Annotated in this window: 17 protein-coding genes and 1 pseudogene; 11 read left to right on the top strand and 7 right to left on the bottom strand. The window is 47.6% G+C overall.

Going from position 1 to position 20,006, the window contains the following annotated elements; all coding sequences use genetic code 11:
• The first annotated feature begins 940 nt into the window (after positions 1 to 940).
• Complete coding sequence (locus K4A83_RS06545) at positions 941 to 5,647, top strand: CHAT domain-containing protein (RefSeq protein WP_265263649.1); 4,707 nt, start codon at positions 941 to 943, stop codon at positions 5,645 to 5,647.
• Between the two features lie 34 nt (positions 5,648 to 5,681).
• Positions 5,682 to 6,662: an ABC transporter ATP-binding protein gene (locus K4A83_RS06540; protein WP_265263648.1), complete on the top strand. Its 981-nt coding sequence runs from the start codon at positions 5,682 to 5,684 to the stop codon at positions 6,660 to 6,662.
• 35 nt (positions 6,663 to 6,697) lie between these two features.
• Here K4A83_RS06540 and K4A83_RS06535 read toward each other — a convergent pair whose 3' ends face one another.
• Positions 6,698 to 7,291 (bottom strand): PAP/fibrillin family protein, encoded by a 594-nt coding sequence (locus K4A83_RS06535; RefSeq protein WP_407809921.1) that lies wholly within the window; start codon positions 7,289 to 7,291, stop codon positions 6,698 to 6,700.
• Positions 7,292 to 7,410: 119 nt separating this feature from the next.
• Here K4A83_RS06535 and K4A83_RS06530 point away from each other — a divergent pair, with 119 nt between their 5' ends.
• Positions 7,411 to 7,647, top strand: a complete 237-nt coding sequence (locus K4A83_RS06530) for a DUF3134 domain-containing protein (RefSeq protein ID WP_017305989.1) — start codon at positions 7,411 to 7,413, stop codon at positions 7,645 to 7,647.
• A 67-nt stretch (positions 7,648 to 7,714) separates the two neighbouring features.
• Complete coding sequence (mraY, locus tag K4A83_RS06525) at positions 7,715 to 8,812, top strand: phospho-N-acetylmuramoyl-pentapeptide-transferase (RefSeq protein WP_265263645.1); 1,098 nt, start codon at positions 7,715 to 7,717, stop codon at positions 8,810 to 8,812.
• Between the two features lie 226 nt (positions 8,813 to 9,038).
• Here the strand turns inward: mraY and cysE are convergent, their stop codons facing one another.
• On the bottom strand, positions 9,039 to 9,791 hold the full coding sequence (gene cysE / locus K4A83_RS06520; protein ID WP_265263644.1) for a serine O-acetyltransferase: 753 nt from the start codon (positions 9,789 to 9,791) through the stop codon (positions 9,039 to 9,041).
• Between the two features lie 93 nt (positions 9,792 to 9,884).
• On the bottom strand, positions 9,885 to 10,667 hold the full coding sequence (locus K4A83_RS06515; RefSeq protein WP_407809920.1) for an ABC transporter permease: 783 nt from the start codon (positions 10,665 to 10,667) through the stop codon (positions 9,885 to 9,887).
• 87 nt (positions 10,668 to 10,754) lie between these two features.
• Here K4A83_RS06515 and K4A83_RS06510 point away from each other — a divergent pair, with 87 nt between their 5' ends.
• Positions 10,755 to 11,897, top strand: coding sequence for a DegT/DnrJ/EryC1/StrS family aminotransferase (locus K4A83_RS06510; protein WP_265263642.1), 1,143 nt, complete (start codon positions 10,755 to 10,757; stop codon positions 11,895 to 11,897).
• A gap of 213 nt (positions 11,898 to 12,110) precedes the next feature.
• Here K4A83_RS06510 and gnd read toward each other — a convergent pair whose 3' ends face one another.
• A complete protein-coding gene (gene gnd, locus K4A83_RS06505; RefSeq protein WP_265263641.1) occupies positions 12,111 to 13,529 on the bottom strand; it encodes a decarboxylating NADP(+)-dependent phosphogluconate dehydrogenase in 1,419 nt (472 codons plus the stop codon).
• 232 nt (positions 13,530 to 13,761) lie between these two features.
• Between gnd and K4A83_RS06500 the strand changes: the two genes are divergently transcribed.
• The 5 genes from K4A83_RS06500 to K4A83_RS06480 all read left to right on the top strand — a co-directional run bounded on the left by K4A83_RS06500 (position 13,762) and on the right by K4A83_RS06480 (position 17,397).
• On the top strand, positions 13,762 to 14,229 hold the full coding sequence (locus K4A83_RS06500; RefSeq protein ID WP_265263640.1) for a hypothetical protein: 468 nt from the start codon (positions 13,762 to 13,764) through the stop codon (positions 14,227 to 14,229).
• A 777-nt stretch (positions 14,230 to 15,006) separates the two neighbouring features.
• A complete protein-coding gene (locus K4A83_RS06495) occupies positions 15,007 to 15,378 on the top strand; it encodes a hypothetical protein (protein WP_265263639.1) in 372 nt (123 codons plus the stop codon).
• Positions 15,379 to 15,525: 147 nt separating this feature from the next.
• The gene (gene wecB / locus K4A83_RS06490) at positions 15,526 to 16,647 is read left to right on the top strand and encodes a non-hydrolyzing UDP-N-acetylglucosamine 2-epimerase (RefSeq protein WP_265263638.1); all 1,122 of its coding nucleotides are present in this window, start codon (positions 15,526 to 15,528) and stop codon (positions 16,645 to 16,647) included.
• Positions 16,648 to 16,741: 94 nt separating this feature from the next.
• A complete protein-coding gene (locus tag K4A83_RS06485) occupies positions 16,742 to 16,969 on the top strand; it encodes a hypothetical protein (RefSeq protein ID WP_265263637.1) in 228 nt (75 codons plus the stop codon).
• A gap of 74 nt (positions 16,970 to 17,043) precedes the next feature.
• Positions 17,044 to 17,397, top strand: a complete 354-nt coding sequence (locus K4A83_RS06480; protein ID WP_265263636.1) for a hypothetical protein — start codon at positions 17,044 to 17,046, stop codon at positions 17,395 to 17,397.
• 89 nt (positions 17,398 to 17,486) lie between these two features.
• On the opposite strand, the gene K4A83_RS06475 is transcribed toward K4A83_RS06480, so the two are convergent.
• Positions 17,487 to 17,885 carry a hypothetical protein gene (locus tag K4A83_RS06475; protein WP_265263635.1) on the bottom strand — a complete coding sequence of 133 codons (399 nt, stop codon included), beginning with the start codon at positions 17,883 to 17,885 and terminating at the stop codon, positions 17,487 to 17,489.
• A gap of 186 nt (positions 17,886 to 18,071) precedes the next feature.
• On the opposite strand from K4A83_RS06475, the gene K4A83_RS06470 reads away from it, so the two are divergent.
• On the top strand, positions 18,072 to 18,980 hold the full coding sequence (locus K4A83_RS06470) for a cation diffusion facilitator family transporter (protein ID WP_265263634.1): 909 nt from the start codon (positions 18,072 to 18,074) through the stop codon (positions 18,978 to 18,980).
• A gap of 48 nt (positions 18,981 to 19,028) precedes the next feature.
• On the opposite strand, the pseudogene K4A83_RS23085 reads toward K4A83_RS06470, so the two are convergent.
• Positions 19,029 to 19,327: pseudogene (locus K4A83_RS23085) on the bottom strand (PIN domain-containing protein).
• A gap of 125 nt (positions 19,328 to 19,452) precedes the next feature.
• Positions 19,453 to 19,878: an NACHT C-terminal alpha/beta 1 domain-containing protein gene (locus K4A83_RS06455; RefSeq protein WP_407809919.1), complete on the bottom strand. Its 426-nt coding sequence runs from the start codon at positions 19,876 to 19,878 to the stop codon at positions 19,453 to 19,455.
• Positions 19,879 to 20,006: the final 128 nt, after the last annotated feature.

Genomic DNA, 20,006 nt, shown 5'->3' with positions numbered 1-20,006 from the left:
AGTTAGTCAATGACATTACACCCGACTCCTGACCCCCCTCTCCCCTGCTCCCCGAGTTATTCAGCAGACCCTACTTATTTCTCTTCTGTCAGATCCGGTTCAAACCCTGATTCTCTCGTTGGCTGTGATGGCGAAGATTCGTTAAAATCTTCCAGAGTGACAGAAGAGGGTTATATTAAGTCCGGTTAAACACTTGTCATTGCGATCGCAGGGAAGCAATCGTCAAGACTAGCGATATAGCAGAGATTGTTTCACTCCACTGCGTGACCTTCGCAATGACTTAATCTGCTTGATTAAGCTGATATGAATACTCCTCCACCTCGCGTAGCAGGTGGAGGAGTATTCATTAGAAGGATTTATCCCTCCCGACAGGCGGTATTCTCGCGCCCGTTCTGGGAACTTTTGCCCAGAGACACCCCCAAGTCGTTTCCGCTATGGGGCTTTGAGTGAAACTTTGACCCGGAGTCCGACCTATATGAAGCGACTCTCTAGGATTTATAGGGTGCTTCTCCATCACTTGAGAGGTCGTGTCTCCGGGGTGTTCGGATCTCTCAGTTCCGCCCTTTACCGTACCGCTCAAGATGTGTAGCATCATAACATAGAAACCGCCGCTCCTTGACCCCCACCTGTTCCGAGGTGGGGGAATGCGTCGCTCATTTTGTTCAAGATAAAGGCTCAAAGGATTTGAGATGAACTCCCATTTTCAGCCAAATCGCTGATTCTCGGACTACTCCACACCGTAGCCCCCAAAAAAACCCAAAAAACTTGTTATCATCAAACAATCCCGATGCTGTGGGAAAGTATCAGTCATCAACGGGATGGTGCATCCGACTGGGCATTTCAACCAGTCCTTACAACATTTTACGCTTAACCATAACCCCTCAGAGCAGAACATCTGCTCCATCTTGCACTGCCATCCTTTGCTCTAGCACACAAATCTATGCCCCTGACTCGCCCTATCCTGACCCCTACAGTCTGTCTCCTCTCCACCCTTGCCCTCCTAACCAGCCCATTAATCCCCATCCACAGTCAAATTCTCCCCGAGGCCAACACCCACATCACCCCCGACAGACAACACCTCAACATCACCGGAGGCATCTTGTCGGGAGACGGTAGCAACCTCTTCCACAGTTTCCAAGAATTCAGCCTACAAACCGGACAAACTGCCAACTTTCTCACCACCCCTGAAATCCAGAATATCCTTGGACGAGTCACCGGAGGCAATCCCTCCCTCATCAACGGTTTAATTCAAGTCACCGGAGGTTCATCTAACCTTTATCTCATGAATCCTGCCGGGATTATCTTTGGACAAAATGCACAACTCAACATTCCGGGGGACTTTTTCGCCACAACAGCCACAGGCATCGGATTCAATAACAATTGGTTTAATGTATGGGGAGAAAACGACTATCAAAAGCTCATCGGGACTCCCTCACAATTTGCCTTTGACCTGACCCAACCTGCCCCTATTTTCAATGCCGGAACGTTAGCACTCACCACAGGACAAAACTTAACCTTTTTAGCCGGAAATGTGATTAATACGGGTAGCATTCAAGCCGGAAATATTACCATTGCCGCCGTCCCCGGTAGCCATTTAATACAAATCTCCCAACCCGGTCATTTATTACGCTTAGAAATTGTCCCTCCCCGAGATACACAGGGCAATCTTCTCCCCTTTTCTCCCCTAGATATACCGACCTTACTGACTACCCCTGCCGTCACCCAAATTACAGGTAATCTCCCCACAAGTAACCCGGGAGAAATTACCATTGGCGGAACTATTCAAGGGGAAACTGTTAATCTATTTGCCCAAGAGAAAGTTTATCCTCTCCCCGCGTCTAGCCCTTGGGTTTTAACCGGAGATGGCACAGAAAGCGCCCCCACTGTGACCATTTTTCCCCGAAGTCCCCAAGATTCTAAGATTTTTACGTTTATTGATGCCACAGTCAAAGATTATGAGCAGTTTCTCTATGGTGGCATTCCGGGAACAACTCATATTGTTGTTACGCCCAAAGAATCAGGTATGCGCAAGATTACAGATAGTTTAATCGGGATAACAGGGATTAATTCTCTACAAATTATCTCAGAAGGTAACGAGGGAAATTTTTGGTTAGGTCAAGACTTTGTAAGTGCAGAAAATATCGAACAATATCAAGAACAGATGCAGCAATGGGGTCAATCTTTAGCCGTTGGGGCAGATATTTTGCTCTGGAGTTGTTACACGGCATTAGGCACTCAGGGCGATATCTTATTAGCTAGTATTGCCAACGCAACGGGGGCGGATGTGGCAGGTTCTACTAACCTCACAGGGAATGGTCAATTAGGAGGAGATTGGGTCTTAGAAAAACAGCTAGGAGAAATTAATTCAACTCTGGGCATAGATAGCCAAATTTTAGAGAATTATCAAAATACTTTCCTACTTTATACTGTTACGAATAATAATGATAATGGTGCAGGTTCATTAAGGGAGCAAATTAATACGGCTAATGGCACGTTGTTTGTAGCGGATGAAATTCGCTTTGCTCAAAGTTTTACAATTTTGTTGAATTCTGAGTTAATGATTGCCTCTAATGGGGGAGATTTAACAATTAACGGAGGCACAAATCAAATTATTTTAGATGGTCAAAATAACACTAGAGTTTTACGAATTCAGGGGACGGGAGGGAGTCCTAATGTTACGTTAGAGAATTTGACGATTCGCAATGGTAACGCGACGACTGGCCCGGGGGGAGGGATTTTAGATCAGAGTCCGGGGACACTCACTATTAATAATAGTATTATCACCAATAATGTCACAGGAGGAATGTATTCAGGTGGTGGCATTAGTAGCATCGGGAATGCGATAATCACCAATAGCACTATTTCTAATAACACCGCTACAGGAAATGCAGGGGGAGGTATTGATATGAGCGGTACTTTAACTATTACGAATAGCACAATTTCTAATAATACGTCAACGAATAGCAGTGGTGGGGGTGTGCATATTGGGGGAACTGTTACTGTTAATAACAGCACATTTTCTAATAATGTAGCTAATTCTGATGGTGGGGGAATTGCTGCTACTACGGCTACAATTAGTAGTAGCACTATATCGCAAAATAGAAGTCTTTCTAATGGAGGAGGTGGCGTTAGTGCTGTTAATATTGCTGTTAATAATAGTACTGTTTCTAATAATTCTGCTGCTTTGACGGGGGGTGGAATTTCTGGGATAACGCCGACTAGCAATATTACTATTAACAATAGCACCGTCTCAGGTAATTTTGCGGCTATTCGGGGGGGTGGTGTTCATAGTGCAAATAGTTTAGCGATTACGAATAGTACCATTTCTGGCAACTCCGCGAATTTTTTTGGGGGTGGAATTTTAAGTTTGGGGGATATGACGATTAATTTCTCTACCATTACGAACAATTTGGCGGATGCTAATAATAGCGGAACGGGAGATGGTGGGGGTATTTATAATAATGATGGGGCGAGAGCTTTAACGATTCGCCATAGTATTATTGCGGGTAATTTTGATAGTCCGGGTAATTCAGGGACTGGCTCAATTCATCCTGATTGGGGGGGTAATTTTGGGATTAATCAAGTTTTTGAATATAATTTAATTGGCAATACAAGCGGATTGACTGGGGTGAATTTAGGCAATACCAATATTTTAAATCAAGACCCTAAATTAGCTCCTTTGGGGAACTATGGGGGGGCGACTCAAACTCATGCTCTTTTACCGGGAAGTCCTGCCATTAATGCAGGGGGTAATTTAGGGGGAATTCTAACGGACCAACGGGGACAACCGAGGGGAGTTCCTGATTTAGGGTCTTTTGAAGTAAATGCGGCGTTAAGTTTAACGACGACTCCCCCACAAGTTGCTGGAAATATTGTTTCAACGACGATTGTTTTAAGAAATTTGGGACCCGATGCGATTGGCAATATTATCCAAACGATTACGCTGCAAAATATTGCTAATTTGGTCGGTTTTGTCCCTTCTTACGGCACTTATGACCCCCTGACTGGGATTTGGCAAATTCCCCAATTAGATGGCAATTTTGACCTGTTACCCCAAGGAAATGAGGTGACATTAACGCTGAGGTTTTTGTTGCCAACTCCACCCCCAGATTCTCCTGTTTCTGTTCCTCTTCCTGACCAGATTGTTCTTTTTACGCTAGAACCTCCCACTTTTCGAGGAAATTCACTAAATCTGAATGATCCTATTGTACGAGATTTTGTTCTGTCTCTGAGTACGTTTAAAGACAGGGTTAATTCTGATGTTCCGGTACAAAATCAACGGAATGTGATTGAGGTGACGGATTCGGTTCAAAATTTAGATGAAGTGGTGGCATCAGAGTTTAAAGATCACTTTAATATCCCTGATGATGAGTTGGAATCTATTACTCTGGATCAAGCACAATCGAAGCTCAAGGAAATTGAGGAAGTTACGGGAATTCGTCCGGCTTTAATTTATGCTTTCTTTCGACCTGTTACGGTTGAAGGTGGAGGTGAAGAGTTGTCAGAGGGGAGTATTTTATGGCAGTTTACGGAGGCTGGATTTAATACGAATCGGGATCAGTTTATTAGTGTGTCTGATACTGAACAACCAACGGATCAGTTGGAGTTAGTTTTAGTGACTCAGACGGGGGATGTTTTGCGTTATTATGTGCCGGAAGCGACGCGAGGACGAGTGATGGAGGCGGTAGACGAGTTAAATCGGATGGTTAAAACGGTGAGTCGTCGCGATCGCTATTTGAGTTCTGCTCAAAAACTCTATGATTGGTTAATCAAACCGTTAGATAAGGATTTGCAAAAGTTAGGCATTGCTAATCTTTCTTTTATTATGGATAGTGGTTTAAGAACGTTTCCTCTGGCGGTACTTCATGATGGGGATGGGTTTTTAATTGAGCGTTATAGTGTAGGTCAAATGCCTAGCCTAGCGCTGACCAATACGGACTATCAAGATTTACGGAGTTTTGATGTTTTAGCGATGGGGGCGGATCGTTTTGAAAGGTTGCCTCGTTTACCGGGTGTGTCGGCGGAACTGGAGTTAATTAGTGAGGAGGTTTGGCAAGGAACGGCGTTTTTAAATGAAGCCTTTACTTTGGAAAATTTGCAAAAAAATCGTTCTCAGGGTGTTTATCCTTTGATTCATTTAGCCACTCATGCGGAGTTTAATCCGGGCAGGTTGCAGGATTCGTTTATTCAGTTTTGGGATGAGTCTTTAACGTTAGATCGTTGGCGAGATTTAACGTTACATGAACCTCCGGTGGAGTTGTTAATTTTAAGTGCTTGTCGGACGGGTTTGGGGGATAAGTCGGTAGAGTTAGGTTTTGCGGGGATTACGGTGGCTTCTGGGGTTAAATCTGCGATTGGGAGTTTGTGGTATGTAAGTGATTGGGGAACGTTGGCCTTGATGACGATGTTGTATGATCGGTTGCACCATGCTCCCATTAAGGCTGATGCGTTGCGACAGGCACAGCTAGCGATGCTGGAGGGGAGGGTGCGCATGGAGGGGGGTGAGTTGGTGATTGGGGATGAGCGTTTTCCTTTGCCTACGGGATTGGAGAATGTCGGTGATTCTCGTTCTGAGAAACTGCCTGATCGCATTTTTGATCATCCTTACTACTGGAGTGGCTTTACCCTGATTGGTAATCCTTGGTAGACTGTGGGGCATTCACATCATGGGTAATGGCTCAATGTCTCCCCTATTGCAGGTTTTGAATTTGGAAACGCGCTTTTACACTCGTGAGGGTGTGGTTCATGCGGTGAATGGGATTTCCTTCATGGTTAATAAGGGGGAAACGCTGGGGATTGTGGGGGAGTCGGGATCGGGGAAAAGTATCTCGATGTTGTCGATGCTGGGATTAATTCCCTCTCCTCCGGGGAAGGTGACGGGGGGGGAGGTGTGGTTTGAAGGACGGGATTTGTTGCAGTTGACGGATCGGGAAATGCGGGGGGTGCGGGGGAATGAAATCTCGATGATTTTTCAAGATCCGATGACTTCTCTGAATCCGGTGTTACGGGTGGAACGACAACTGACGGAGGGTGTGGAACGACATTTGGGGTTAAATCGGGAGGAAGCGCGGGAGAGGGCGATCGCATTGTTAGAACAGGTGGGGATTGCTGGAGCGCGAGAACGTATCCGCTACTACCCCCATCAGTTCTCGGGGGGGATGCGGCAACGGGTGATGATTGCCATGGGGTTAGCTTGTCATCCCAAGTTACTGATTGCCGATGAACCCACTACTGCTCTAGATGTGACGATACAAGCACAAATTGTGGAATTAGTCAAGCAACTTAAGCAAGATTTTGAGATGGCGGTGATTTGGATTACCCATGATTTATCGCTTTTGGCGGGGCTAGCGGATCGGATTATGGTGATGTATGCGGGGCAAATTGTGGAAGTTGCGCCGTTGCGTCGTCTGTATCAAAACCCCCAACATCCTTACACGATGGGATTATTAGCGAGTATTCCCCGTTTAGATGAACCGAAAGATCCCCAAAACCCCCAGCGTTTGCAAACAATTGAGGGTTTGCCCCCGGATTTAACGGATTATCCCCCAGGCTGTCCTTTTGCGCCTCGTTGTCGGTTTGCGATCGCCCAATGTCACACCGAAGATCCTACATTACGCAGGGTTGAGGAGGATCACCAAGTCGCTTGTTGGGTAGAATTTTGATCGAGGAGTCGGGAAGGGATTGCTCTTTACCGATTTTAGCCTTCATCATCTTTCGTTAACACAAAAATACTGCCCTCATTTCCCCGTCCAATCCTTAAATTTTCGTCTAAATAAGTAATATCTAACCAGCCTTGACGGTCGCGATTTTCAATGGAGATATCTGTGGGAAAGAAACGTTTTCCGGCTTCTAACTGCTTAATAAAATCATGAGAAGATTTATAACTGACTAAGCGCTGTAATCCTACGACTAGGCGTTCAAATTTAACGTTAACCCGTCGTTCTGAAATGGGTTCAAAAACGGCGGACACACAAATAAACCCCTCTAAAAAAGGCACGCCAATCACTTCCGCGATATTGTAAATGTGGTTGGTTTCCGTGCGGATACATTGATGAATTTGTCCTAACTGAAACAAGGGGAATCGATCCAGCCCTAAAAGCTCCTTACTGGTGGTGTAAAGGAGTCGCCAGTTGCCATCTAAGAGGGAGGTGGCTTGGAGGGGTTTGGGAGTAGGGTTTAAGTCTTCCAATTCTGCGATCGCCCCGAGAATTTCCACTTTGTCTAACTCTCGGGCGAGCAAACCGCGATTTTTTCCGGCGATCGCGCTTAATAGTTTAGCTTTCTGGGTCATCTCCCTCCATTGTGCTTGTAAACCGTCCATCTTTGAAGTTAACATTTAACTCCCCGGATAGGGTAAACTCGGAAAGGATAAATGGTAAACAACAACTGGCACAACACGGACTGAAGCCCATGCAAAACCCTGCTTTACGCCAAGAACCCCGCTACGAACCCGCTTCTGTCATTCCCCTCAAGCGAGACGGTTCTCTGTTGGATTGGTTAGAAAAAGAAGGTCGTCTCTTGCCCCGAGAACCTCTAGAGGACGTTTTTGAGGAAGAAGACAGCGATGAGGAAATTGCTGAATTGATGGATGTGGATGATCGGGACTTCGACGACGATGATGACGATTTGATTGATCTCGATGAATAATTTTTCGCTGAATTTTGCCCGTTGGCTGGTATAACAAAGGCTAGGAGATTAAGTGGGTGAGTGAGTTGTGGAAGCTAAATTGTTATCGCGCAAGATTCTAACAAAGCCTTCAGGTCAACAGTTACTAGGGTTATTAGCCCTCGTCTTAACCGGGTTTGTCGTCCTCTGTGATGGAGTTTTAGGATGGTTAACCCACCAAACCTTCGGGTTAACCCTGCCTTTTGCCCTAAGTGCGATCGCCAGTGTTAGTCTAGGGTTTTGGGTTATCCCCCTGCTCAGAAAACTCAAGGCCGCCCAGGTGTTCCAAGAAGATGGCCCCCAAAGCCATTTGAAAAAGGTGGGAACGCCAACCATGGGCGGTATTTTCTTTGTTCCTGTGGCTATTGCGATCGCCTTAATTCTGTCTAACTTTAGTGCTAATGTTCTAGCTGTCTCCCTAATCACCCTATTTTACGGGTTAGTGGGCTGGTTAGATGATTGGCAAATTCTCCGCCTCAAATCCAATAAAGGCATCTCACCCCGGGCAAAACTACTCTTTCAATTTGCCGGGGCGATTGTTTTTTGTCTCTGGATGACCTTCACCCAACCGGACAGCATAACCACCGTGGCTTTACCCTTTGGGGTAGCCATTCCCTTTGGCATTTTCTTCTGGTTTTTAGCCGTGTTCGTCTTTGCGGCTGAAAGCAACGCCACCAATATTACAGACGGAGTAGACGGACTAGCTGGGGGAACCGGTGCGATCGCCTTACTCGGACTGGCCGCCCTCATTGCCCCGAGTTACCCCGATTTAGCCATTTTCTGCGCCTCCCTCAGTGGAGGATGCTTAGGCTTCGTCTTCCACAACCGCAACCCCGCCAAAGTCTTCATGGGCGACACCGGATCCCTAGCCCTAGGGGGGGCATTAGCCGCCGTTGGGCTACTCTCCCAACATCTTTGGGGGCTATTCCTACTCAGTGGTTTATTTTTCGTCGAATCCCTCTCTGTCCTTGCTCAAGTGGGCTACTACAAAGCCACCAAGGGACCCGATGGCGTAGGCAAGCGCCTCTTCAAAATGGCTCCCATTCACCACCATTTAGAAATTACAGGTTGGCAGGAAACCCAAATTGTGGGAGCATTCTATGTCCTGAGTTGTTGCCTTGTCCTGTTCACCCTTATCCTACGTTGACAGAAGAAAAAAGGCTTAACTTGTCAAGATTGGCGAATATCTAGGGCTTGCTGAATAAGTCCAAGAGTGCGGAATTGGGAGTCGGGGAATTAAGAATTATTCCCTATTACCTGTTCCCTGTTCCCTAGCCCCACGAGTAAAGTTATTCAGCAAGCCCTACCTATCAGCTAGGTTGGGAGCATTCGTGCGCTATATTTCTGGTGAGGATCATGCCGCAACGTGATGCTCAGATGCCAGCACCATCAAAAAACTCTTGTAACTGGCGATCGCCTACCCGACAATAAGACCGTTCCAACCCTTGAATCTCTTGGGTTGCAACCCCCACTAACACCCGATCTTGATCTTGGCGTTCCTGTAAAGCTTGGATCTGTTGTTCTAGGCCTTCAATGCGATCCACCAAAGCCCGAATAACCGTCGCTTCAGAATCCGGTAAACGACCATGCTCCAAGGGGTCAACCCGGACACCCGAGCGATACAACACCCGCCCCGGAACCCCCACCACCGTACAATCCGAGGGAACATCCCGCAGCACCACAGAACCCGCCCCAATGCGGACATTATTGCCAATTAACAAATTCCCTAAAACCTTTGCTCCGGCCCCAACCACCACATTTTCCCCGAGAGTGGGGTGGCGTTTGCCGCTTTCCTTACCCGTCCCCCCGAGGGTGACACCTTGATAAATCAAACAATAATCGCCCACAATAGCCGTCTCACCGATCACAACACCCATGCCATGATCAATAAACACCCCTTGACCAATGGTGGCACCTGGATGAATTTCAATCCCTGTAATAAACCGACTGATATGGGACATAAGACGGGGAATAAACGGTAAGCCCAAATGCCATAACCAATGGGCGACACGATGGAAGAGCAGAGCCTGTAAACCGGGATAGCAGAAGATAACTTCTAACCAGTTGCGAGCCGCCGGATCTCGCTCGAAGATGATTTTAAAGTCAGCAGTTAGGGTCGAGAGCATCGAATAATCTTATCTTTCCTATAATCAGCAGCCATTGACTATCCTACCAAAAACTGAGGGATAATCACCTGTCCCATTACGGATTAATGGGGATTAATGGGTCACAAACTGAGCCGCGCCATTAAAAAAACTCCGAGCAATGCCCTGAGTCACCAGAATCACCGCCACCAAATTCCCAAAAGCAATCATGATCATAATCAAAATCTGATACAGTGCCGCCGTGAGGGGGTCAATTCCGCTTAAAACCTGACCCGTGAGCATCCCCGGCAAACTGACCAAACCCACCACCATCATTTGATTAATAATGGGAATCAGTCCCGCCTGCATGGCCGCTTTCCGATAAGATGCGATCGCCTGTGGAGGACTTGCCCCCAAACTGAGATAAGTTTCAATCTCCCCCGGACTCTCCTTTAAACGACTTACCAAACGTTCCCCCGCCAACGTCGCCGCATTCATCCCATTGCCCAACACCATCCCCGTTAACGGAATTAAATACTGGGGACTGTACCAAGTCGGCGGTTGAATAATCACCACAATCACATAGGCCAGAGTAAGAGCATTACTCGCCCCCAAAGACAACCACAACAAGGGCAGCAAGTTTTTAATCTTCTTGCTAATGCGATTGCGGGCCACAATCGCCGCAATTGTTACCATGACCCCAAGCGCCAACAAAACCGCCCAAGCTTGGTCCAAGGCAAAAATCAACGTCAACCAATAGCCCGCCACCAACAATTGCAGAATAGTCCGCCCCGTTGCCATAATCCATTGTCCCGCCAGCGTTAACCCTTGCCAAAGAGACAACACAACCACTAAACCCATCAGCCCCAAAGCTAAGGCAATATCGAGCCAATCCAAGGCAATAAAAGAATCTTCCATAACATTTTGATTCACAGGAATTCTATCCAGCGTTTATCATGAGACTCACATCCCCAAAGTTTTGTAATTATTTCACGGTGTAAACGAGTGAACAACATTCCGCCTCTTGATTTAACTCGACAGTATCAACAAATTGACTCAGAAGTAAGTACCCAAGTGCTAGAAATTTTGCGCTCGGGTCGCTACATCGGGGGGGCAGCCGTCAGCCATTTTGAACAGGTCTTTGCCCAATATACCGGAACAGAGTATTCTGTCGGCTGTAACTCCGGCACCGATGCCCTCTATTTAGCCCTGCGCGTCCTCAACATCGGCACAGGAGATGAAGTAATTACCTCCCCCTTTACCTTCATTGCCACAGCCGAAGTCATTTCCCTCCTAGGGGCTAAACCCGTTTTTGTGGATATTGACCCCGAGAGTTATAACTTAGACGTGAGTCAACTTGAGGCCGCCATCACCGAACGGACCAAAGCCATTATTCCCGTGCATTTATTCGGTCGTCCGGTGGTTATGGATGCTTTAATGGCGATCGCACAGCGCCACAACCTCCCCGTCATCGAAGACTGCGCCCAAGCCACCGGAGCCGAATGGCAAGGGCAAAAAGTCGGCAGTATCGGGCATTTAGGCTGTTTTAGCTTCTTCCCCACCAAAAACCTCGGAGCCTGTGGCGACGGGGGAGCCATCACCACCAACAACCCCGACCTAGCCGCCCAACTGCGGATGTTACGAGAACACGGCAGCAAAGAACGCTACATCCACGAACTAATCGGCGTGAACAGCCGTTTAGACGCGCTCCAAGCCGCCATCCTAACCATCAAGCTCTCCCACCTCGACCAGTGGAACGAAGGGCGTTCACAAGTCGCACAACGCTATCACAAGCTGCTTTCACCCCTCGATACCATCGCCCTCCCCTCCAGTCCCGACCAGGGAAAAGCCGTCTGGAATCAATACAGCATTCGGATTTTAGCCGGGGAACGGGACAACATCCGCGCCAAACTCGCCGAACAAGGCATTAGCACCATGATTTACTATCCCATCCCCCTACACCAACAACCCGTTTATCAGCACTTAAACCATCCCCCCGGCTCCTTCCCCCACTCCGAACAAGTCGCCCGCCAAATCCTCGCCCTGCCCATGTTCCCCGAACTTTCCCCCAGCGAACAGGAACGAGTCGTCGATGCCCTATCTGCAATGTTGCCAAGGGAAAAAAACCGAGTTGCGGGGAGATTGTAGCCGGAAACAAGCGCGGGTGGTTTACCCTAAAACACCGAGGATTGACCACCGCGATTCATGCCGACGCTCACCGACTTAGGTAGGGCTTGCTGAATAACTTGGGGAGCAGGGGAGTCGGGAATAATTGTCAATTGTCAATTATCAATTATCAATTATCAATTATCAATTATCAATTCCCTGCTCCCCCTCCGCGAACGGTTTTTTCAGCAAGCCCTAACTCATCCATTCCGTGTGGAAAAACTCACCCCGGGGCTTATCCGTTCGTTCATAAGTATGCGCCCCAAAATAATCACGTTGCGCTTGGGTGAGATTTTGGGGTAAACTCGCCCGTCGATAACTATCAAAATAGTCCAGAGAAGCACTAAACGCCGGGACAGCAATCCCCATGCTATTGGCCGCGATTAAAACATCACGCCAAGACTGCTGACGGTCGAGAATACTTTGCTTAAACTCAGGCGCTAACAGTAAATTCGGCAGATTTGGATTCTCATTAAAAGCATTTTTAATCTTATCCAAGAAACCCGCCCGAATAATACAGCCGCCCTTCCAAATCCGCGCATCTTCCGCCAGATTTAAACCATAGCCAAACTCCGCCGAAGCCTTCCGTAACAACGCCATCCCCTGAGCATAGGAACACATCTTAGAACAATACAGAGCATCCTTCACCTTCTGAACAAACTCTTGAGGATTGCCCAAAAAAGGCGTTGTCACCGGGATTAACTCCTCAGATGCCGCCACCCGTTCCTCCTTATAAGAAGAAATCACCCGGGCATTGACAGCCGCGTAAATCGTCGGCACCGGCACCCCTAAATCTAAAGCCGTGTTCACCGTCCAGCGTCCCGTTCCCTTCTGTCCGGCAGAATCTAGGATAAAATCCACCAAATGCGTCCCTGTTTCCGGGTCAATATACTTGAAAATATCCGCCGTAATTTCAATTAAAAACGAATTCAGTTCGTCTGTAGTGTTCCACTCGCTAAACACTTCATGGAGTTGGGGATTAGTTAAGCCCGCACACTGTTTGAGCAAATCATAGGCCTCTGCGATTAACTGCATATCGCCATATTCAATACCATTGTGAACCATCTTGACATAGTGTCCTGCTCCTCCCGGGCCAATAAAGGTTACACAGGGGCCATCATCTACCTGGGCGGCAATTTTGACCAAAATCGGTTCTAACTCTTTATAGGCCGCCTCTGTGCCACCGGGCATGAGACTCGGGCCGTTTAACGCGCCTTCTTCTCCCCCACTCACACCCATCCCCACAAAGCCCAGTCCAGTGGCTTCTAAGTCTTTGGTTCGTCGTTCGGTATCTTCATAGTAGGAGTTCCCACCGTCGATAATCATATCCCCTTCTTCTAGGAGGGGTTTGAGTTGCTCAATCACCGCATCAACAGGTTTCCCTGCTTTCACCATGACTAAGATTTTGCGCGGCCGTTCTAGGGTTTGCACAAATTCTTCTAAAGAGTAGGCGGCTTTGATGTCTTTGCCTTGCGCCCTTGTGGCCATAAATTCTTCGGTTTTCGCGGACGTTCGGTTATATACGGCAATGGGAAAGCCCCGACTTTCCACATTGAGGGCTAAGTTTTCACCCATTACGGCTAAACCGATTACGCCAAAGGTTCGTTTAGTCATAAATACTCTGCTAGCTTGATTTCGGAAGGGGTTGGTTCAATCTTGAACACTATTTTTAAGAGTAGCCTGATCTCCTCTAGAGTCTTCTAAAGAAGAGATTAAGCTTCAGTGAGAGGGGTGAAAAGGGGCAAGGTTTGGTTAGAAAATACCTTGCTTTGGGGGGATTTCAAGATAGGATGATGGGGGAAAATTAAGCTGGTAAACTTAATTGAGTCTTTGAGAAGAAGTACCTATGGAAAGCCCTTGTCCTTGTCCTGTCTGTCGCTCTGGTGAACTAACCTCTTTAACGCTCATGGATGCTATGAGTTGTAATTTTTGCCGCCATATTTTTGTCCCGAATGGGGAGCCAGATGTTTTGACGTTGGCCGATAGTGCGGTGGCTTTAACGTGGCGTTGGAATGGCAAACGGTGGCTGGGGGTGCAACATGGGGGAACTATTGTGGGCTGGGAGGCCGGACTATTGGGGGCGGCGTTTGTCTTGTTCCCTACAATGGTCATGGGGTTTTCGGCTTATCTCTTCCCTCCTCTACCCGGAAGTCCTTGGGCTTGGTTTCCTCTGTTTTGGACGGGATTGACGTTCTGCGCTCATTTGGTTTGTGTGGTTTGGCTGGCGGTGGAATATTATCAGTTTCCTGTGCAACTTTATCTGAGGGCGATTCAACAGGCTGTAATCCGAAATAAATCATCAATTATCAATTGATGATTAGGAATTAGTAAATATCAATGGGATTAATTATTGAGAAATGTAACAAGGTTTTAGCTCCGGTTTAAGTTTTGTAAAATATGCGCAATAATACTAGCCAAAGGGAAAAGTTAGGTCTAAGGTTGATGCGTTGGGAAAATTGCAAGGTCGGATTTTGTAATTGCTTGGGCTAAGTGTAGCTATTTTGTGGCAGGTTAACGTGAACTTTCAAGAAAAAATGTTAACTTTGCTAAATAATCGTTCATTTTTCTGAGAATCTCGTATACACTCAAGTATCACAGGAACCAATTTTTCGGTTTCAGTGGGGGTTTAGTAGTTCTAGATCCCGTGGGCTAGGCCAGAATCCAATGCTACGGCTTAAGACTGGTATCCCAAAATTACAATCTTAAATTTGAACTGATATACCTATCTATCTGTGCGTTCAAGATCAATTGAGTCGGATCAGGCAAGACCCAATTCATCAGAATCTGTTTAATCAGGATCTGTTTAATCGGGATCTACTAAGTGTCGTTCAAGTTGCATTGAACTTGTACTGATCTAGTATGGATCTAGACTTTTGATCTAAGTTGATAGATTTTGAGGTAATTAGGGATTCAAGTTTGAATTGAATTCAGGTTGTACTGTATCTATTTGTCGGATGGATATGTGTTTTATTGCAGGTTTAGGGTCAGTTGTGGTTAAACAACCTCATTTCAAAATGATTTAATTCTGCGATCGCCTCGTTATAGCGATAAAAAACTTAAGATTCTGTGTTGATTACTGGAGGAACAAGACATGGTGTTAGCTCAAAGAAGAAGTTGGGAGAAAACCTATTTCACCCTAGCTAAGAGTTTTCTGATTTGGAGTTTCACGCTGACCGTGTGTCTCTTGGTGGTGGGTTTCCCCTTGGTGGTTGTGATGGCTACTTTGGGGGTTTTATTCACCATTATTCTGCAATCGGTGTTGCCTGTGAGTGCGGTGTTGATTGTGTCTGGTGGGATGTTAGGGGCTAACGTCTTGGCTGTGATTGTCGGGGCGGCCATCTTGACCTTTAAAGGGATTCATCCAGAAGATGTGAGTTGGTTACATTGGCTGCATGGTAAAACGAACCATCCTCAACCGGCCACCTATGCCGCTTGTCCTTTAACTTGTAATCTGGCCCGATAATTTCGGTCTTTTCGATAGGTTCTCTCCTAGGGGGAGAAGGGTGTTTGCTAGTTCGTTCTCTGTAGATGTTCCCCGACTCAATGGCGATTGGGTTGGGGAAATCGCTGTATAGTGCTTTAAAAGCCTTTGATCTAGTCCCGATAAATTATGAAGAATGCCCCTTTGCACATTGATATTATTTTGGGAACTCGTCCCGAAGCGATTAAACTCGCCCCTGTGATTGGGCAGTTTCAAAAAGATATGGCGATCGCAACCCAAGTCATTTTAACCGGGCAACATCGGGAAATGGTCGATCAGGTCATGGCTTTATTTGACCTGAAGGCTGATCAGGATCTAAACATTATGCAGCCCAAACAAAGCCTCACAGACATCACCTGCCGCACCTTACAGGGTCTAGAGAGGTTATTTCGTGATCAACGGCCGGATTTAGTCCTCGTGCAGGGAGACACTACCACGGCCTTTGCAGCCACCTTAGCGGCCTTTTACCAACAGATCCCCGTGGGTCATGTAGAGGCAGGATTGCGGACAGATAATCTCTGGAGTCCCTACCCAGAAGAAGCTAATCGCCGTCTCATTTCCCAACTGGGTCAACTCCATTTTGCCCCTACCTCCCTCTCCGTAGAACATTTGCACCGCTCAGGCATTACCCAAGGAGTGCATCAAACGGGAAACACCGTAATTGATGCCTTACTCACCGTGGCGCAACGGAATCCTCCCTGTGAGATTCCGGGATTAGACTGGGACAAGCACCGAGTTTTACTGGTGACTGTCCACCGTCGGGAGAATTGGGGAGAACCCTTACAGGACATTTTGCAGGGGTTTGAGGCCATTTTAACGGCCTTTCCTGACACAGCGCTCTTACTTCCCCTGCACCGGAATCCGACGGTACGAGAACCGATTCAAGCCTATTTAGGCAACCATCCTCGGGTATTTTTAACGGAACCGTTGGACTATGGGGAGCTTGTGGGGGCAATTCAGCGCTGCTATTTGCTGTTAACGGATTCTGGGGGACTCCAAGAAGAAGCACCGAGTTTAGGCAAACCTGTTTTAGTGTTACGGGATACAACAGAACGACAAGAAGCGATCGCCGCCGGAACCGCCCGTTTAATCGGTACCCACAGCCAAGACATCTTACAGGCGGCGCAGGAATTGTTAGCAGACTCCCAAGCTTACGCCAAAATGGCCAATGCCGTTAATCCCTTCGGCGATGGTCATGCTTCTGAGCGCATCCTACAAATTTGTAAGGATTATCTCGGGCTTGCTGAATAACTCGGGGAGTCGGGTGTCGGGAATAATTGTCAATCACAATCAGAATTATCAATTATCAATTCCCTTGTCAATTCTGTCTAAGCCAGTAATCTCTGTGACCCAAGAATCCCCTTGCCTTGATTTCTATGCAGAAGCCTTAGAGATTGCCATCTGGGGTTATGGGGTGGTGTTAGCACTGCGGGCGGATAACCCCCCAAAACGGGCGCAAACCCTGACTAACCTCGGAAATGCCCGTCAAACCCAAGCCCAGATGGGCATCAACCCGGCCGCCAATCTCGAAAGTGCGATCGCCCACTACGATACCAAGCTCAATCTCGTCTAGCGGGGAACAGTTCCACCCAGGAACAACAAGCCCTCGCAAAAGCCTACGGCAGATTTCAAGGAGCACTAGAACAGATGGAATATTTGCGGGGTGAAATTGGTGCGGATAGTGAGGGCTATAAACGCAACTTTAAAAACTTCCCCACCTGCCAAAAACTGATCCTCATCCCCCACCGCTACCTCCACCTCTTCCCCCTCCACGCCTTACCCATCACCCTCGAAGAGGGCGGATGCAATCCGCCCCTACAAAATGACCCCGTAGGGGCGAAACGCTTGCGCCCAATCCCCGCAATCCCCCTCCAAGACCTCTTCCCCAAAGGCATCACCTACGCCCCCAACTGCCAACTCCTCCTCCCCCTCCTAAACCCCCTTTGTAGGTTGGGTGGAATGAAAGGCAACCCAACATTTTTCAAGTTGGTATTGCCATGAAATGTAACCCCATATTCCCCCGTTAGTTGTTGGGTTGCGCTGGTGCTTCACCCAACCTACAAATTGCTATAAATCCCTATTCATTGTGATTATTCTCGGTGCAGAAAACGCCAGAGGGGATGGCGACGACCTTGGCGATTGATTTGTTGGACTTGTTGCTCTAACTGATATTTCTCCCGGGGAGATAAACCAAAGACTTTTTTAGTCAATTGTCCCACTATTACGGCCACCGTAATGGCGAGACAAAAACCAATACTAAAACTCGGGATAGGGTTAAATTCCAAGCTGTAACGAATCGTTGCCCAAGTAAAATGGTCTTGTAAAAGACTTATTTCTTCTTGCAGAAACAGGAAGGCGACCGGAGCAATAACCAACCAGCAAAACCCCACAAACAACCAGCGACCATAAATCATCAGTTTTTGTAAGCGTTGCACTTGGGCTTGAATGTCGGGATCGGTTGAGATGGGTGTTCCGTTACGATTAGCCATATTTCCTCTCCCCTTCTACAATTTCCGTGCATCTTTCCCGTGGCCTCCCTTCACATCCTACATCCTAAAGGGAAAACAGTAAGCTCACCCGGCTCTGGGGTTTCTAGTTTCCCGTTCTATTTCCTGATTTTTCTCTCTCTAGGTTATTTTATAGGCACGTTCCCCCAACCTGAGCGCGCCGAAGCTATGAGTGAAGAACCAACACCCGATCTCCTAACCCGTCTCTTATTATTAGCCACGATTTGGCTAATGGCTTTACTTGTCTGGGTTAAAGTGGCGGCGGGGTGGGAGGCGCGATCGCTTACTCTCTTAACGGAGTCCCTCTATACCTTGTTAGTCGGTTGTAATGGGGTGTTAAGTTTTTTAGCTGTGACCAATCCCGATCATCCCACAGGACAGGATATCTACGGTCATGGTCGGCGAGAAACGGCGATCGCACTCTTCCTCACCGCAGGTCTTACCCTTGCCTGTGCCTTCCTGATTTGGATGTTTACCCAACAAGTCACGGCCGCCCTCCAACGAGAGGTTTTACCCTTTCCCTTACAAGTCAATCCCCCCCTCTTACAACTGGTAGGACTTTCCACCCTCTCCACCCTCGCCCTCGCCCTGTTTTGCCTTTACCATGCTCGCCGTTTAAAACATCCCCTCCTCGGCTACAACGCCACCCAACTGTTCAAAGATGCCACCCTAGGAATCGTGGTTTTATTGAGTCTCTGGGGCGTTTGGTGGGGCGAACCGTTATTTGACCTTTTAGGGGCGTTAATCCTGTTTATCATCCTGTTAGACGGCTTCTGGCACATGATCTGTTGGCAGTTGCCCCTGATGGTGGAACAAGTGAGCATTGCCCCTGATGTGTTGGCGGCCATTGCCCAAGGGGTGAGGGGGGTATCCTACTGTTATCGGATTCGTTCTCGGGGCATTGTAGGACAGTTTCTTTACATCCAGATGCACTTAGTCATTGAAGCGCGCTATGAACCCCAAGCGCCCCTAATTGCGCGGTACATTGAGGAGGAGTTGCGGTTACGCTATGGGGCGTTACAGGTGACGTTTTATATTGAGACAGAACGGAAACGTGGGGTAGGGAATGGCAAATAGGCAGGGTAAACGCATCAAACTCAAAAAGCAGACTGTGTTAAAGTGTTTTTAGCGAATAACTCGAATTTCGAGGTCAAGATCTAACTGATTCCATTGGCGGTCTGCTGTGATCACGGGTTGATGGAGAAGCAAACCTAGAGCTAGGCAAGCGCGATCGCCTAGGGATAAGCCTAGAGGTTTAGTGAGGGGTCGTAGCATACCCGTTAGTTGAGCTTGTGGTTCATCAAAGGGAATAAATTAATCGTGCCAATAGTTGCATTTTCAATCAGGTCAGTTATTTGCTCGCTACCGCTTTCTTGATTGAGAAATGCGAGGATTGCAGAAGCATCCATGATTACATTACTCATGGATTGATTCCTGGCGGCGTTCTTGAATCAGTTCTTCTGCTAGGTGGCGATTTTTAGTACTGCTTGGGAATTTTGATGATGGGCATCGTTTTTTTCCTTGAATGCTTACTCTAAGTTTTACCCGTTCATCGTTCCAAATTGTGCAACCATTGCAGGATATTGGCAATCAAATCCGGGTCGCTTTCTAGGAATTGCGGTAATCGGCACTCCGGGAGGCGATCGCCTACAACCACGGCAATGGGCGGATGGCTAAACCGGGCGAGTTGATTGAGTACCGCCATATCAAACCCTTGGGGGGGTGGGTCGGTGGGTGCTTCGTAGAAGATGAGGGCGATTTTCTCTTCACTGAGGTCATCTTCGCAGTAGGCTTGCAATTCGGCGATCGTGCGGGTTTTACCGTCTGGACTGGCGGGACAGCCTGCTTTTTTGAGGGCGGTGTAGATTTGCAGGGCGGGGTTACTAGGGTCGCTGAAGCGGCTACCGTCGATGCAAATGATTTGGCTGTTTGAAAACCAAGTTATTGCTGTAGAGAATCTGAATGTAAAAGGGATGGTAAGAAACCCCAAACTAGCCAAGGCGATTAGTGATGTGGGCTGGGGAATGTTTACCACAATGCTTAAATATAGCGGGTCTATCTGGATCGCGAATGGACTAGGGACTAGCTTCGGATATATAGCGG

It is taken from the genome of Spirulina subsalsa FACHB-351 (genome assembly GCF_026130165.1).
GTDB classification, from domain to species: Bacteria; Cyanobacteriota; Cyanobacteriia; order Cyanobacteriales; family Spirulinaceae; genus Spirulina_A; species Spirulina_A subsalsa_A.
This window is presented reverse-complemented; position numbering and strand designations above follow the sequence as displayed.

Bases quoted from the DNA above. Each gene is read 5' to 3' on its own strand.
- K4A83_RS06535 (WP_407809921.1), bottom strand. From the start codon at position 7,291: ATGACCCAGAAAGCTAAACTATTAAGCGCGATCGCCGGAAAAAATCGC.
- K4A83_RS06480 (WP_265263636.1), top strand. From the start codon at position 17,044: ATGGAATATTTGCGGGGTGAAATTGGTGCGGATAGTGAGGGCTATAAA.
- wecB (WP_265263638.1), top strand. From the start codon at position 15,526: ATGAAGAATGCCCCTTTGCACATTGATATTATTTTGGGAACTCGTCCC.
- K4A83_RS06475 (WP_265263635.1), bottom strand. From the start codon at position 17,885: ATGGCTAATCGTAACGGAACACCCATCTCAACCGATCCCGACATTCAA.
- K4A83_RS06515 (WP_407809920.1), bottom strand. From the start codon at position 10,667: ATGGAAGATTCTTTTATTGCCTTGGATTGGCTCGATATTGCCTTAGCT.
- K4A83_RS06470 (WP_265263634.1), top strand. From the start codon at position 18,072: ATGAGTGAAGAACCAACACCCGATCTCCTAACCCGTCTCTTATTATTA.
- K4A83_RS06545 (WP_265263649.1), top strand. From the start codon at position 941: ATGCCCCTGACTCGCCCTATCCTGACCCCTACAGTCTGTCTCCTCTCC.
- gnd (WP_265263641.1), bottom strand. From the start codon at position 13,529: ATGACTAAACGAACCTTTGGCGTAATCGGTTTAGCCGTAATGGGTGAA.
- K4A83_RS06540 (WP_265263648.1), top strand. From the start codon at position 5,682: ATGTCTCCCCTATTGCAGGTTTTGAATTTGGAAACGCGCTTTTACACT.
- K4A83_RS06530 (WP_017305989.1), top strand. From the start codon at position 7,411: ATGCAAAACCCTGCTTTACGCCAAGAACCCCGCTACGAACCCGCTTCT.
- K4A83_RS06495 (WP_265263639.1), top strand. From the start codon at position 15,007: ATGGTGTTAGCTCAAAGAAGAAGTTGGGAGAAAACCTATTTCACCCTA.
- K4A83_RS06500 (WP_265263640.1), top strand. From the start codon at position 13,762: ATGGAAAGCCCTTGTCCTTGTCCTGTCTGTCGCTCTGGTGAACTAACC.
- cysE (WP_265263644.1), bottom strand. From the start codon at position 9,791: ATGCTCTCGACCCTAACTGCTGACTTTAAAATCATCTTCGAGCGAGAT.